The following is a 13301-nucleotide window of genomic DNA, read 5'->3' on the forward strand; positions in this document are numbered from 1 at the left end:
AGACCCGGCTCCCGGCCGGCGGCACGCAGATCGGGCCCGAGGACGGGGGCACTTCAGATCGCGCGCAGCGCCCCTATCACCGGTTCCACCTGCGCGCTCCGCCCGAGTGCCGCGCCCACACGCGCCAGCGCCACGGCCAATGCCCCGGCATCATCGGCACGCAGCGTGGCGTGGCCCACCTTGCGGCCATCGCGCGCCTGCTTGCCGTAGTCGTGCCAGTGGCCGCCCGCCTCGGCCAGCACCGGCCCGGCATCCGGCATCGCGCCGATCCAGTTCAGCATGCAGGCGTGGCCGCGCGCGGCCGTGGACCCCAGCGGCAGGCCGAGCACGGCGCGCAGGTGGTTCTCGAACTGAGAAGTCTCCGCGCCCTCGATCGTCCAGTGTCCGGAGTTGTGCACGCGCGGCGCCATCTCGTTGGCCAGCAGCTGGCCATCACGGCAGAACAGCTCGAGCGCGAACACGCCGACATAGTCGAGCCGCTCCGCCAGCGCCCGTGCATGCGCCTGGGCCTCCGCCGTCAGCGCTTCCGGCACCTGCGCCGGCGCCAGGCTGGCCGACAGCACGCCATCGACATGCCAGTTGGCGGTCAGCGGCCACGCGCGGAATTCGCCGTCGCGACCCCGCACGGCGATCACCGAGTACTCCTGGTCGAACGGGACGAATGCTTCGGCGATCAGCCCGACCCGCTGCGCCTGGTCACCCAGCGCTTCCCAGGCGCGGTCGAGGTCGGCGGCATCGCGGATGCGGAACTGGCCCTTGCCGTCATAGCCCAGCCGGCGGGTCTTGAGGATGCACGGCAGGCCGACTTCGGCGACCGCCGCTTCCAGCCCTTCGCGCGAGTCGACGTCGGCGAACGCCGGCACCGGGATACCGAGCTCGCGGAACAGCGACTTCTCGACCAGCCGGTCCTGGGCCATGGCCAGCGCGTCCGGCGCGGGATACACCGGCACCTGCGCGGCCAGGTGGCGCGCACTGTCTGCGGGAACGTTCTCGAAATCGAAGGTCGCCGAATCGATGCGGCTGGCGAACTCGGCCAGCGCGGCCTGGTCGTCGTAGCCACCCACCAGCAGCGGTGCGCACTGGCCCGCGCAGGCATCGGCGGCGGGGTCGAGCACCACGAAGCGCAGGCCGAGCGGTACGCCGGCCAGGACGAGCATGCGCGCGAGCTGGCCGCCGCCAAGAATGCCGGCGGTGGTCATGCGAACCCGGTGGAGGGCATGTCGATTCGGGGGTCGTCGTTGCGCGCGACCTCCTCGGTCTGGCGCGCGCGGAACTCCGCCAGCGCCCGGGCGACGGCCGGCTGGTCGGCCAGCATCGCCGCGGCGAACAGCGCGGCATTGGCGGCGCCGGCACGGCCGATGGCGAACGTCGCCACCGGCACGCCCGCCGGCATCTGCACGATCGACAGCAGCGAGTCGAGGCCGCTCAGCGCCTTCGACTGCACCGGCACACCCAGCACCGGCACGGCGGTCTTGGCAGCCAGCATGCCTGGCAGGTGCGCCGCGCCACCGGCGCCGGCGATGATCGCGCGCAGCCCGCGCGCCTGCGCCTCTTCGGCGTAGGCGAACATCGCATCGGGCGTGCGGTGCGCGGACACCACGCGCACTTCATGGGGCACGCCGAGTGCGGCAAGGCGCTCGGCAGCGGGCTGCATGGTGTCCCAGTCGGACCTCGAGCCCATCACGATGCCCACGAGCGGGCCGGGAGAATTGGCGGACATGGTGGATTCCGGACCGAAACGTGCATTCTAGGCGGTTCGCGCCGCGAAGGAGACCCGCCGTGGTGTACGACCGGGTATCGCGCAGCCGATCGATGTGCTCCCGGGCTCGCGCCCCTGCTGCCCACGAGCCGCGCCGCACGCCGGCCGCAGGATGGCGAGGTGGTACGCTTTTCCGCCTTCGATCACGTACCGGAATCGCCACCCCATGGACCGCAAGCTGCTCGACATCCTCGTCTGCCCCGCGACCCGCCAGCCGCTGTCGCTGCTCGACAGTGCCGGCCTGGAGGCGGTCAACCGCGCGATCGGTGCAGGCACGGTGCAGCGCGACGACGGTGCCACCCAGACCACGCCCCTGCGCGCGGCCCTGGTGACCCGCGACCACAAGCGCGTGTACCGGGTCGACGATGGCATCCCGGTGCTGCTGGTCGACGAGGCGATCGCCACCGGCCAGATCGAGGGCTTCCCCGGCGCGCCGGCGCGATGAACCCGACGCTGCAGGCGCCGGCAGCGCAGGACGTCGAGGCCGACGTCGCGCGTGCGCTGGCGGAGGACATCGGCAGCGGGGATGTCACCGCGGCGCTGCTGCCCGATGTCGCCGAGATCGCCTACGTGCTGTGCAAGGAGGACGCGGTGGTCTGCGGTCGTCCGTGGTTCGACGCCTGCCACCGCGCGCTCGACCCGGAGGTGCGCATCGACTGGCATGTCGCCGAAGGCGACCACGTCCGCGCCGGCACCGTGGTGGCCACGCTGGCCGGCCGCAGCCGCGCACTGGTGACCGGCGAGCGCACCGGGCTCAATTTCCTGCAGACCCTCAGCGGCACCGCCACCACCACCGCGGCCTACGTGCGTGCGGTGGCCGGCACCGGTACGCGCATCCTCGATACCCGCAAGACCCTGCCGGGGCTACGCCAGGCGCAGAAGTACGCGGTGCGTGCCGGCGGTGGCGACAACCATCGCCATGGCCTGTACGACACGGTGATGCTGAAGGAAAACCACGTCCGCGTTGCCGGTTCGGTCGGTGCCGCCATTGCCGCGGCGCGCGCGCAGTGGCCGGAGCTGCCGCTGGTGGTGGAGGTGGAGACCCTCGGGCAACTCTGCGAGGCGCTCGACGCCGGCTGCGAACGCGTGCTGATCGATGACTTCAGTGCCGACCTTCGCCGCGAGGCGGTGCGGATCGCACGCGGAAGTCCGTACCACGGCCGGATTCCGCTGGAAGTTTCCGGCGGCGTCGACCTCGCCAGCCTGCGCGCCATCGCCGAGGACGGCGTGGACGTCATCTCGATCGGCGCGCTGACCAAGCACGTGCGTGCGATCGACCTGTCGATGAAGCTGGGTCCGCCGCCGGGCTGACGCGCATAGCGCGGCCGCCGGCGGGCGCCGCTCAGGCGACCGCCACCACCGCCACGGCGGTCGCCGCCACCAGCGCCGCTGCCGCGAGCATCCAGCGCACGCGCCCACCGCGGGCCGCCATGGGCGCCTCTTCGGCAGCCTCGCTGCGGCCCGGCGCCAGCACGCGGAAACGCAGGCGGTCGAAGCCGATCTCGTCGCCGTGCCGGGCAAGTGCCATCCGCACCCGGCGTCCGTTGATGAAGGTGCCGTTGGTCGAGCCGAGGTCCTGCACACGGATGCCGTCGAGCAGCGGTTCCAGGCGCACATGCAGCCGCGACACACCGTCCTCGTCGAAACGCAGGGTGCATTCCGGGGCGCGGCCGACCACGGTGTCGCCCACGAGCGGGAAACTGCGACCGAAGTTGCGGCCGGAGACGCCACGCAGGACGTAGCGCGGCACCGCGGGGCGGATTGCCGTGGCCGCGGGGCCATCGTCGTTTGCCGGCACCGCACCGGTGACCGCCGGCGCCGCGCTGCCCGCGACTTCCAGCGACACCAGTCGCGCCTGCACCTCGTCGAAGCCGACCACGTCGCCGGGGCGCAGCGCGATCAGCCCCTCGACGGGCCGCCCGTTGACCTCCACCACCACGCCGTCCGGCACCCGCAGCATCACCCCGTGCAGGTTGACCTGCAGCTCGCAATACTCGGGGCGTATCCCGGGGCGATCGATGACGATGCTGTTGCCGGCGCCGGAGCCGATGCCGTTGCGGCCCGGCGACAGCAACACCTGCGGGTGTTCGCCACCGGGAAAGACGAGTTTCAGGGCCTGGCTGCTCATGCGATGCGTGGGTCTCTTGCCGGCGTGCGCGGCGGTCGCCACATTAGCGGCATGTCCGATGCAATCTTCGTGATGATTCTGGGTGCCGCCGCGTTCGCGTGGTGGAGTGCCGCGCGTGCGGCGGCCGAACGTGCGGAGAGCATCGGGCGCGAGGCCTGCCGGTTGGCCGGGGTGCAGTGGCTCGACCAGACCGTGCATGCCAGCGGGCTGCGGCTGCGCCGTCGCGACGACGGCCGCCTGGGCTTCGAACGCAGTTTCCGCTTCGAGTATTCGGATGACGGCGTCGAGCGCTCGGTGGGCCGCCTGGTATTGCGCGGCGATGAACTGGTCGCCTTCGTCGGGCCGGTCGGCGGCGAGCAGGTGGTGCAGGCATTGCGCTGAGCGCGACCGCACGCGTCGCCGGCTTTGCCCGGCGGGCGTCCCTTACTTGACGACGCGCAGGTGCGCACCGCGCCGCGGCGGACCGTCGTCGCCCGGAGGCGGGGTGTCATCGTCGTCCGGGCCGTCCTGCTGATCGCCGGACGCGTCGTCCCCGGCTGTCGGCCCGTGGCCGGGGATGTCGTCGGGCAGCACCATGCCCTGCCCGGTCTCGCGCGCATATACCGCCAGCACCGCCGACACCGGCACCGACACCGACTGGCTGACGCCACCGAAACGCGCCGTGAAACGCACGCCGTCGTTGTCCATCTCAAGCCGCGCCACCGCGCGCTCGGCGATATTGAGCACCACGCGGCCTTCGTTGACGGTATGCGACGGCACGCGCACGCCCGGACGCGTGGCGTCGACGAGAATGTGCGGGGTCATGCCGTTGTCGACGATCCACTCGTACAGCGCCCGCAGCAGATACGGGCGGTGGCTGGTCATGACAGGCAATTGCGGTTCGCTCATGGCGCAAGTGTAGCGGCGCGACGATCCGGATGTGGGCGCAGCCGCCGCCGCGGCGGCGGTAACGAGCGCGCGCGGATGCCCTCGTGCGACGCGGCTACGCCGGCAGTTCGCGCAGGTTGCGCTCCTGGGGCGTCAGGCTGCGCACGAAACCCGGGTTGCGGAAAATCCGGTTGCCGTAGTCCTCGATCACCTTGCCGTCCTTGGGCAGCGGCACGTCGAGCGCCTGCAGGCGCCAGATGATCGGCGCGATCGCACAGTCGGCCAGGCTCATTTCCGCGCTGAGGAAGAACTTGCTGGCCTTGAACAACGGCACCGATGCCGTCAGCAGTTCGCGCAGGCGCTTGCGACCCGCTTCGGCCTGCTGCCTGTTGCCGAACTGGATGGCCTGGATCTGCGGCACCCAGTCGTGCTCGAGGCGCAGCATCGCCAGGCGCAGGCGTGCGCGCGACAGCGGGTCGATCGGCATCAGCGGCGGATGCGGGTAGCGCTCGTCGATGTACTCACTGACCACCGAGGCGGCGTAGAGCACCAGGTCGCGCTCGACCAGGGTCGGCACCGAGTGGTACGGGTTGAGGTCGATCAGGTCTTCCGGCGGATCCTGCGGATCCACCGCGATCAGGTCGTAGGTGACGCCCTTGGCCGCGAGGACCAGGCGGACCCGGTGGCACAGCACATCGTCGACGGCGGAAAACAGGGTCAGTGCATGACGCATACGCAGGCTCGACGCCATCATCGTGTCTCCCCGCGACCGGTATCCGCCGATCGCATCGACGCCATCCGCCCCGTGCGGAGGGTCGTCCCGGTTCCCGCGCCGGCCGCTTCCCCTTGCGGCCCGACCGCGACCGCCCGCGGTAGCGGGCGCTCGCCACCGCGCGTCAGTGGACGTCGCGCCAGTATTCCTTCTTCAGCAGCCAGGTGAGGAAGGTGAAGAACGCCAGGAAGAAGATCACCCAGACGCCGATGCCCTGGCGCTTGAGCGCGGCGGGTTCGGCGGCGTACTCCAGGAACGCGGTGATGTCGCGCACCGCGCGGTCGAACTCGGCTTCCGAGAGCCGGCCCGGCTGCGCCTGCTGCAGCGACTCCACCACCGGCTGGCCGATCTCGTCGGGGGCACCGTAGACCGGGCGCTGCAGGCCCTGCAGCTCCCACAGTGCGTTGGGCATGGCGGTGTTCGGGAACAGGGTGTTGTTCCAGCCCACGACCGCTTCCTCGTCCTGGTAGAAGCTCTTGAGGAAGGTATAGACCCAGTCCGGTCCGCCGATCTTGGTGCGCACCACCAGCGACAGGTCGGGCGGCGCCGTGCCGAACCAGCCGTCGGCGTGGCTGGCCGGCATTGACGAGACGATGTGTTCGCCGAAGGCCGCGCCGGTGAAGTTGAGGTTCTCCATCACCTCTTCCTCGCTCAGGCCGAGGTCATCGGCCATGCGCGAGTAGCGCAGGTACTTCAGCGAGTGGCAGCCGGAGCAGTAGTTCATGAACAACTGCGCGCCGCGTTGCAGCGAGGCCCGGTCGGCGATGTCGGTGCCCGAGTGCTGCAGCGCCGTGCCGGGGTCGGCGGCGAGCGCACCGAACGACAGCAGCAGGCCGCCTGCAACGAGTGCGGCGCGACGGAGGATGGCGAGAGGCTGCTTAGTCATGCGTCGTCACCCGCTCCGGAACAGGCTTGGTCTTGTCCCACCTGGTCCACAGCGGCATGGTGAGGAAGAAGGCGAAGTAATAGAAGGTCAGGAAGCGGCCGACGATGGTCTCGACCGGGTCGGTACCCGGGCCGGCGCCGATCTTGCCCAGCCACACGAAGCTGATCGCGAACAGGCCGAGCAGCACCTTCGACATCAGGCCGCGGTAGCGGTACGACTTCACCCGCGCGCGGTCGAGCCAGGGCACGAAGAACAGGATCGCGATCGCGCCGAACATCACCAGCACGCCGGCGAGCTTGTCCGGCACGACGCGCAACATCGCGTAGTACGGGGTGTAGTACCAGACCGGCTTGATGTGCTCCGGCGTCACCAGCGGGTTGGCCTCGACGAAGTTGTCGTGCTCGAGGAACCAGCCGCCGAATTCCGGCGCGAAGAAGATGATGAAGGCGGCGATCAGCAGCAGGAACCCGACACCGACCAGGTCCTTGACCGTGTAGTACGGGTGGAACGGGATGCCGTCGGTGGGCGCGGTCTTCGACCAGCGATTGCCCTTGGGGCCGTACTTGATGTCGACGCCGTCAGGGTTGTTCGAACCGACCTCGTGCAGCGCCCCCAGGTGCAGTACCACCAGCAGCAACAGCACCAGCGGCAGCGCGATCACGTGCAGCGCGAAGAAACGGTTGAGGGTGGCATCCGAGGGCAGGTAGTCGCCCATGATCCACTCGGTCAGGCCGTTGCCGATCACCGGGAACGCGCCGAACAGCGAGATGATCACCTTCGCGCCCCAGAACGACATCTGGCCCCACGGCAGCACGTAGCCCAGAAAGGCCTCGGCCATCAGCACCAGGTAGATCAGCATGCCGAGGATCCACACCAGCTCGCGCGGGCGCTGGTAGCTGCCGTACATCAGCCCGCGGAACATGTGCAGGTAGACGACGATGAAGAACAGCGATGCACCGGTGGAGTGCATGTAGCGGATCAGCCAGCCCCACTCCACGTCGCGCATGATGTACTCGACCGAGGAGAACGCCTCGGCCGCGGACGGCTTGTAGTGCATCGTCAGGAAGATGCCGGTCACGATCTGGTTGACCAGCACCAGCATCGCCAGCGAACCGAAGTAGTACATGACGTTGAAGTTCTTCGGTGCGAAGTACTCCGTCATGTGCTTGCGGTAGGCCGGCATCAGGCCCGGGGTGCGGTCGTCGAACCACGCCCGGAACATCGCGATGATCCCGGTGGCGGGATCGTTCGGCGCGGAGACCTTGTCGTCGACGTTGGCCATTTATGCGGCTCCCTGCGGATCGACGCCAACGACGATGGTGTTCTCGTCGGCGTAGTAGTGGGGCGGCACGACCAGGTTGGTCGGCGCCGGCACGCCCTGGTAGACGCGGCCGGCCATGTCGAACTTCGACTTGTGGCAGGGGCAGAAGTAGCCGCCCTTCCAGTTGGCGTCGAACGGTTCGGGGCGGATCTCGGCGGCCATTTCCGGCGAGCAGCCCAGATGCGTGCACAGCCCGACCAGCACCGAGATCTCCGGGCGGATCGAGCGCAGCGCCGGGTTGGCCTCGCGCACGTACTCGGGCTGCTGGTCGGCGTTCTCGGAGTTCGGATCGCGCAGTTCGTCCTCCAGCGTCGGCAGCGCTTCGAGGATCGCCTGCGAGCGCCTCACGATCCAGATCGGCTGGCCGCGCCACTCGGCGATCAGCCGCTGGCCTTCCTGCAGCGCGCTGATGTCCACCGTGACCGGGGCACCGGCAAGCAGCGCGCGCGCGCTCGGGTTCCACGACTTGATGAAGGGCACCGCGAGGCCCGCCACGCCGACCGCGCCAACCACCGCGGTGGTCGCGGTGAGGAACCGGCGTCGGCCCGTATTGACTGAATCCTCGCCCGGGAGGGGCTGGATCACCGTTTCATTCGCCATCCGGTACTCCGCAAACCTGGATCGGTAGCTGTTGGGTCATTGGCTGCCGCGCGCGTGTGCCGCAACGGAACCGGTTGCATAAAGCCGCTGGAGTGTAACGGAACGCTGAATCCGCCCACAACGGCTCCGGCCGCATTCGCACCTCTTCAAGGCGCAGCCGCGGTGGCGAGATGGCCGCGATAGCGGTCCGAAAGCACCGCCACGCGCTGCACATAGCGCTGGGTTTCGCTGTAGGGCGGTACGCCACCGTGGCGATCCACCGCGCCCTCGCCGGCGTTGTAGCCCGCCGCCGCCAGGGTCAGGTCGCCATTGAAGCGCTTCAGCAGCCACGCCAGGTACTTCACCCCGCCTCGGATGTTCTGCGCCGGATCGAAGGCGTTCGACACGCCGAACCGCTGCGCGGTGGCGGGCATCAGCTGCATCAGCCCCTGCGCCCCCGCGCGCGACAGCGCGTTCGGGTTGAAGGCGGATTCGGCGTGCATGACCGCGCGCACGATGGCCTCCTCCACCCCGAATTCCTGCGCGGCGGCGCGGACTTCGCTGGCATAGGCGTCGGTATTGAGGCGCACGGTGCCGAAGTTCACGCCCGGCCGCGCGGCGCAGGCGTGGCAGGTTTCCATGAAGCTGTACTGGATGGTGCGCATCGCCGTGGCGCCCGAGCCACGGCCCGGCGGGCGGCTGGTGTAGTGGCGAACGCCGTCCTTGATGTAGGAATACACCTGCCCCTGCACGAGGCGCGGCGTGCCACGCGGGGTGGCCGCGGCGGCCGGCCGGGCCATGAACGTCGAGGGCGCGCCGGCATTGACCGTTGCGGGTGAACCCTCCACCCGTCCTGCCTCGATCACCTTGCCGGCCGCGGCCGGAGCCGGTGCCGGACGGCTGCGCTCGGGGGAATAGCGGGTCACCACGCTGCAGCGCGCGCCGGAGACGCGCTTGCTCACGTACTGCGGCACGCCGTCGCCCGCATCACAACGGTACAGCGTGCCCGCAGCAGCGGGAGCCGTTGCCAGCAGGCAGATGAACGCGATGAACCCCTTGATCCCCATCGCGCGAAGTCTCGCCGCAAACACCTGGCTTGCCAAGACCCCGTGAAAGGCGGCGCCCCCCGGATGTTGCCGGGTACACTGCGCGCCCGGCGACCGCCGGCCCGTTACCCGCCACTCCGGCCCGGACTCATCGCCGCGCCCCCGGAACCGCCATGACCACGATCGAAGCCCGTCCCCAGGCCGCCATCGGCGATGTCCTGCCGCTCGCCACCCCGCGTCGCCCGGCCCCGTCCGGGGCCAGGCCCGCCGGCAAGCTCTACATCCAGACCCACGGTTGCCAGATGAACGTGTACGACTCGGACCGCATGGCCGACGTGCTGGCCGCCGCCGACGGCATGGAACTGACCGACCGTGCCGAGGACGCCGACGTCATCCTGGTCAACACCTGCTCGATCCGCGAGAAGGCGCAGGAGAAGGTGTTCAGCCAGCTCGGCCGCTGGAAGGCGCTGAAGGCCAATGGCCGCGACGTCATCATCGGCGTCGGCGGTTGCGTGGCCTCGCAGGAAGGCGAGGCGATCATCAGGCGCGCGCCGTTCGTGGACCTGGTGTTCGGCCCGCAGACGCTGCATCGCCTGCCGGAACTCATCCGTGCCCGCCGCGAACAGGACCGCCCGCAGGTCGACATCAGCTTCCCGGAGATCGAGAAGTTCGACGCGATGCCGGAGCCGCGCGCGGAAGGCCCGACCGCGTTCGTGTCGATCATGGAAGGCTGCTCGAAGTACTGCTCGTTCTGCGTGGTGCCCTACACCCGCGGCGAGGAGGTCAGCCGGCCGTTCGAGGACGTGCTGGTGGAGGTCGTGCAGCTGGCCGCCCAGGGCGTGCGCGAGGTCACCCTGCTCGGCCAGAACGTCAATGCCTACCGCGGGCCGATGGGCGCCGACACCGACGAAGTGGCCGACCTCGGCCTGCTGATCCGCACCATCGCCGAGATCGACGGCATCGAGCGGATCCGTTTCACCACCTCGCACCCGCTGGAGTTCTCCGATTCGCTGATCGAGGCCTACCGCGACGTGCCGCAGCTGGCCAATTTCCTGCACCTGCCGGTGCAGTCGGGCAGCGACCGCATCCTCGCCGCGATGAAGCGCGGCTATACCGCGCTGGAGTTCAAGCAGAAGGTACGCAGGCTGCGCGCGGTGCGCCCGGACATCTGCCTGTCGTCGGACTTCATCGTCGGTTTCCCCGGCGAGACCGATGCCGATTTCGAGAAGACCATGAAGCTGATCGAGGAGGTCGGCTTCGACCAGAGCTTCTCCTTCATCTACTCGCGCCGCCCCGGCACGCCGGCCGCGGACCTCGACGACGACACTCCCGACGCGGTCAAGCACGCGCGCCTGGAACGCCTGCAGACGGCGATCAACGCGAACGCGCGACGCATCAACGAGGCGATGGTGGGTAGCGTGCAGCGGGTGCTGGTGGAGGGCGTGTCGCGCAGGAGCGACAGCGAGCTGACCGGCCGCACGGAGAACATGCGCTTCGTGAATTTCCCGGCGCCGAAGCGGCTGATCGGGCAGTTCGTGGATGTGGTGGTCACCGAGGCGATGAGCAACTCGTTGCGCGGCCGGGTGGCGATGCCGGTGGACGCGGCGACCCCCTGACCACGGTCGCCGGACGACCATCGACCGGGCCCGCCGACCATTGCACGGCGACGACATCGCCGGCTGCTATCTTCCCGCCATGCCCAGTCCAGCCCATACCGATTTCGTCCTCGAACCCGACGACAGCGAGCGCCTCGCCAACCTCGCCGGCCCGTTCGATGCCCATCTGCGCCTGATCGAACTGCGCCTTGGCGTGGAGATCGCCAACCGCGGCAACATCTTCCGGGTGACTGGCCGCGACAAGCGGACCGTCGAACAGGTACAGCGCCTGCTGCATGCGCTGTATGCGGAAACCGAAACCGAGACGCTCGACAACCAGGCGATCAACCTGCGGCTGTCGGAGGCCAACGTCACCCGCGCGGCCGAGGACTACTCACCGCAGGAGGTCGCCGTGCGGGTCAAGCGCGGCACCATCCGCGGGCGCGGCGCCAACCAGGCGAAGTACCTGCACGCCATCACCACCCACGACATCAACTTCGGCGTCGGCCCGGCCGGCACCGGCAAGACCTTCCTGGCCGTGGCCATGGCGGTCGAGGCGCTCAACGAAGCGCGCGTGCAGCGGCTGGTGCTGGTGCGGCCCGCGGTCGAGGCCGGCGAGAAGCTGGGTTTCCTCCCCGGCGACCTCAGCCAGAAGGTCGACCCCTACCTGCGCCCGCTGTACGACGCGCTGTACGAAATGCTGGGCGTGGAGAAGGTGTTGAAGCTGCTGGAGAAGAACGTCATCGAGATCGCCCCGCTGGCCTATATGCGCGGACGCACCCTCAACGATGCGTTCGTGATCCTCGACGAGGCGCAGAACACCACCATCGAACAGATGAAGATGTTCCTGACCCGGCTGGGCTTCGGCTCCACCGCGGTGGTCACCGGCGACCTCACCCAGATCGACCTGCCCAAGCACGTGAAGTCGGGCCTGCGCGATGCCATCGACGTGCTGCATGAGGTGGAGGGCGTCAGCTTCACCTTCTTCGAGTCGCGCGACGTGGTCCGCCATCCGCTGGTGGCACGTATCGTGACCGCGTACGACCGCCGCGATGCGCGCGATACGGAGACGGGGCCGGGCTGAGGCAGGCACGCCACGCCGGCGGGCGCTTGCGCCTACAATTGCCGGCGATGACAAAAGGTCCTGTCCGCCTCGATATCGCCGTCGGCTACGCGGTGCCGCGCAAGGGCGTGCCGGCCGCGGCGAGCTTCCGCCGCTGGGCGCAGGCTGCTCTGGACGGCCGCATCCGCCAGGCGGATCTCGCCATCCGTGTGGTCGACACGGCCGAAGGGCAGGCGCTGAACCGCCATTACCGCGGCAAGGACTACGCCACCAACGTGTTGAGCTTCCCTGCCGACCTGCCCGAGGGACTGCCTCCCGGCGTGCGCCTGCCACTGCTGGGCGACCTGGTCATCTGCGCGCCCGTGGTCGAGCATGAAGCCCGCCAACAGGGCAAGCCGCTCAACGCCCACTACGCGCACCTGACCGTGCATGGCGTCCTGCACCTGCTGGGCTGGGACCACGACAACGATGTCGAGGCCGAGGCGATGGAGCAGCTCGAACGCGAGATCCTCGCCGGGCTCGGCGTCGACGACCCGTACCGCATGGAGTCCTGAGCGGGCGCCTCAGAGGCAGTCCACCAGGCCATCGAACACCGAGGCGCCGCCAGGCAGCGGCGCATACAGCGGCGACTGCCCCTGGACCGATGCCAGCAGGCCGTCCAGCGTCGTCCCCGCCTCGATCGGCGTCCTGCACTGCCAGGTTCGCGGCAGCACCGCGACTTTCCCCGACGCCGGGTCCACGATCTCCTCGCTGGCGGCAAAGCTCCACACGCACATGCCGAGGCGGCCGCTGACCCGGTGCACCGAGCACTGGAAGCGCAGCGCTTGGATATTCGTGTATTCGCCCTCGCAGAAGGTATCGCCGCAGATATCGTCGAAGTCCCGGCGCAGCTACCGGGTCATCGCATACCAGGCGTTGATCTGCTCGTCGCTGCGGATGTAGGCGGAGGCGTCGACATACGGGCCGTCGCTGCGGGCCTGGGCGCCGCCCGCGCAGGCCAGCAGCGCGGACACCAGAAGGGCGGCCGCGGCTGCGGCGTGACGGAAGGATGCGGATGTGGGATGCGGCATGGCTTTGCTCGTCCTTGAGCCGGGGTGGAGTGCCAGTGTCCCGGGCCCGCCGGGGGCGGCCCATCGGAAAAAGCCGCGATGACGCGTCGGGACTCGCCGCCGGAAGAGGCCGGCGGCCCAGCGGTCCGGTTCGGCTTCCGGGCAGCCCGCTGGAGAGCGCCTGGGCCGGCCGTCCGGCACCGCTGGACACCGCGCCGGACGGACGCGCTAGACTT

General features: G+C 69.6%; 17 protein-coding genes. 6 read left to right on the forward strand and 11 right to left on the reverse strand.

Annotation, left to right across the window (positions count from 1 at the left end; genetic code table 11):
* Positions 1-53: 53 nt before the first annotated feature.
* Both ERL55_RS10885 and purE read right to left on the reverse strand, forming a co-directional pair.
* A complete protein-coding gene (locus ERL55_RS10885; protein WP_129136442.1) occupies positions 54-1199 on the reverse strand; it encodes a 5-(carboxyamino)imidazole ribonucleotide synthase in 1146 nt (381 codons plus the stop codon).
* Positions 1196-1720: a 5-(carboxyamino)imidazole ribonucleotide mutase gene (purE, locus tag ERL55_RS10890; protein WP_129136443.1), complete on the reverse strand. Its 525-nt coding sequence runs from the start codon at positions 1718-1720 to the stop codon at positions 1196-1198. Before purE ends, ERL55_RS10885 begins: the two co-directional genes overlap by 4 nt.
* A 205-nt stretch (positions 1721-1925) precedes the next feature.
* Between purE and ERL55_RS10895 the strand changes: the two genes are divergently transcribed.
* Both ERL55_RS10895 and nadC read left to right on the forward strand, forming a co-directional pair.
* Entirely contained in the window at positions 1926-2204 is a 279-nt protein-coding gene (locus ERL55_RS10895) for a Trm112 family protein (RefSeq protein WP_129136444.1), read from the forward strand.
* Entirely contained in the window at positions 2201-3070 is an 870-nt protein-coding gene (gene nadC / locus ERL55_RS10900; protein WP_129136445.1) for a carboxylating nicotinate-nucleotide diphosphorylase, read from the forward strand. Before ERL55_RS10895 ends, nadC begins: the two co-directional genes overlap by 4 nt.
* Positions 3071-3101: 31 nt before the next feature.
* On the opposite strand, the gene ERL55_RS10905 is transcribed toward nadC, so the two are convergent.
* Complete coding sequence (locus tag ERL55_RS10905; RefSeq protein ID WP_129136446.1) at positions 3102-3887, reverse strand: FHA domain-containing protein; 786 nt, start codon at positions 3885-3887, stop codon at positions 3102-3104.
* A 51-nt stretch (positions 3888-3938) separates the two neighbouring features.
* On the opposite strand from ERL55_RS10905, the gene ERL55_RS10910 reads away from it, so the two are divergent.
* The gene (locus tag ERL55_RS10910; protein WP_129136447.1) at positions 3939-4268 is read left to right on the forward strand and encodes a DUF3301 domain-containing protein; all 330 of its coding nucleotides are present in this window, start codon (positions 3939-3941) and stop codon (positions 4266-4268) included.
* Positions 4269-4310: 42 nt separating this feature from the next.
* Here ERL55_RS10910 and ERL55_RS10915 read toward each other — a convergent pair whose 3' ends face one another.
* The 6 genes from ERL55_RS10915 to ERL55_RS10940 form a co-directional block, all read right to left on the reverse strand.
* Positions 4311-4775 carry a ClpXP protease specificity-enhancing factor gene (locus tag ERL55_RS10915; RefSeq protein ID WP_129136448.1) on the reverse strand — a complete coding sequence of 155 codons (465 nt, stop codon included), beginning with the start codon at positions 4773-4775 and terminating at the stop codon, positions 4311-4313.
* Positions 4776-4869: 94 nt separating this feature from the next.
* Positions 4870-5505, reverse strand: a complete 636-nt coding sequence (locus ERL55_RS10920) for a glutathione S-transferase N-terminal domain-containing protein (RefSeq protein ID WP_129136449.1) — start codon at positions 5503-5505, stop codon at positions 4870-4872.
* A gap of 145 nt (positions 5506-5650) precedes the next feature.
* A complete protein-coding gene (locus tag ERL55_RS10925) occupies positions 5651-6412 on the reverse strand; it encodes a cytochrome c1 (RefSeq protein WP_129136450.1) in 762 nt (253 codons plus the stop codon).
* On the reverse strand, positions 6405-7634 hold the full coding sequence (locus tag ERL55_RS10930; RefSeq protein WP_129137318.1) for a cytochrome bc complex cytochrome b subunit: 1230 nt from the start codon (positions 7632-7634) through the stop codon (positions 6405-6407). The genes ERL55_RS10925 and ERL55_RS10930 overlap by 8 nt, the downstream gene beginning before the upstream one ends.
* A 60-nt stretch (positions 7635-7694) precedes the next feature.
* A complete protein-coding gene (gene petA / locus ERL55_RS10935) occupies positions 7695-8333 on the reverse strand; it encodes a ubiquinol-cytochrome c reductase iron-sulfur subunit (protein ID WP_129136451.1) in 639 nt (212 codons plus the stop codon).
* 146 nt (positions 8334-8479) lie between these two features.
* The gene (locus ERL55_RS10940; protein WP_129136452.1) at positions 8480-9379 is read right to left on the reverse strand and encodes a lytic transglycosylase domain-containing protein; all 900 of its coding nucleotides are present in this window, start codon (positions 9377-9379) and stop codon (positions 8480-8482) included.
* A 152-nt stretch (positions 9380-9531) separates the two neighbouring features.
* Between ERL55_RS10940 and miaB the strand changes: the two genes are divergently transcribed.
* The 3 genes from miaB (at position 9532) to ybeY (ending at position 12570) form a co-directional block, all read left to right on the forward strand.
* Positions 9532-10974, forward strand: a complete 1443-nt coding sequence (miaB, locus tag ERL55_RS10945) for a tRNA (N6-isopentenyl adenosine(37)-C2)-methylthiotransferase MiaB (protein ID WP_129136453.1) — start codon at positions 9532-9534, stop codon at positions 10972-10974.
* 79 nt (positions 10975-11053) lie between these two features.
* The gene (locus tag ERL55_RS10950; RefSeq protein ID WP_129136454.1) at positions 11054-12037 is read left to right on the forward strand and encodes a PhoH family protein; all 984 of its coding nucleotides are present in this window, start codon (positions 11054-11056) and stop codon (positions 12035-12037) included.
* Positions 12038-12084: 47 nt separating this feature from the next.
* On the forward strand, positions 12085-12570 hold the full coding sequence (gene ybeY, locus ERL55_RS10955; RefSeq protein ID WP_129136455.1) for an rRNA maturation RNase YbeY: 486 nt from the start codon (positions 12085-12087) through the stop codon (positions 12568-12570).
* Positions 12571-12579: 9 nt separating this feature from the next.
* Here ybeY and ERL55_RS15070 read toward each other — a convergent pair whose 3' ends face one another.
* Complete coding sequence (locus ERL55_RS15070) at positions 12580-12819, reverse strand: hypothetical protein (RefSeq protein WP_206733309.1); 240 nt, start codon at positions 12817-12819, stop codon at positions 12580-12582.
* An 87-nt stretch (positions 12820-12906) separates the two neighbouring features.
* Complete coding sequence (locus ERL55_RS15075; RefSeq protein ID WP_206733310.1) at positions 12907-13086, reverse strand: hypothetical protein; 180 nt, start codon at positions 13084-13086, stop codon at positions 12907-12909.
* Positions 13087-13301: the final 215 nt, after the last annotated feature.

Origin of the sequence: Luteimonas sp. YGD11-2 (assembly GCF_004118975.1) — a bacterium.
In the GTDB taxonomy this organism is placed as follows: Bacteria; Pseudomonadota; Gammaproteobacteria; order Xanthomonadales; family Xanthomonadaceae; genus Luteimonas; species Luteimonas muca.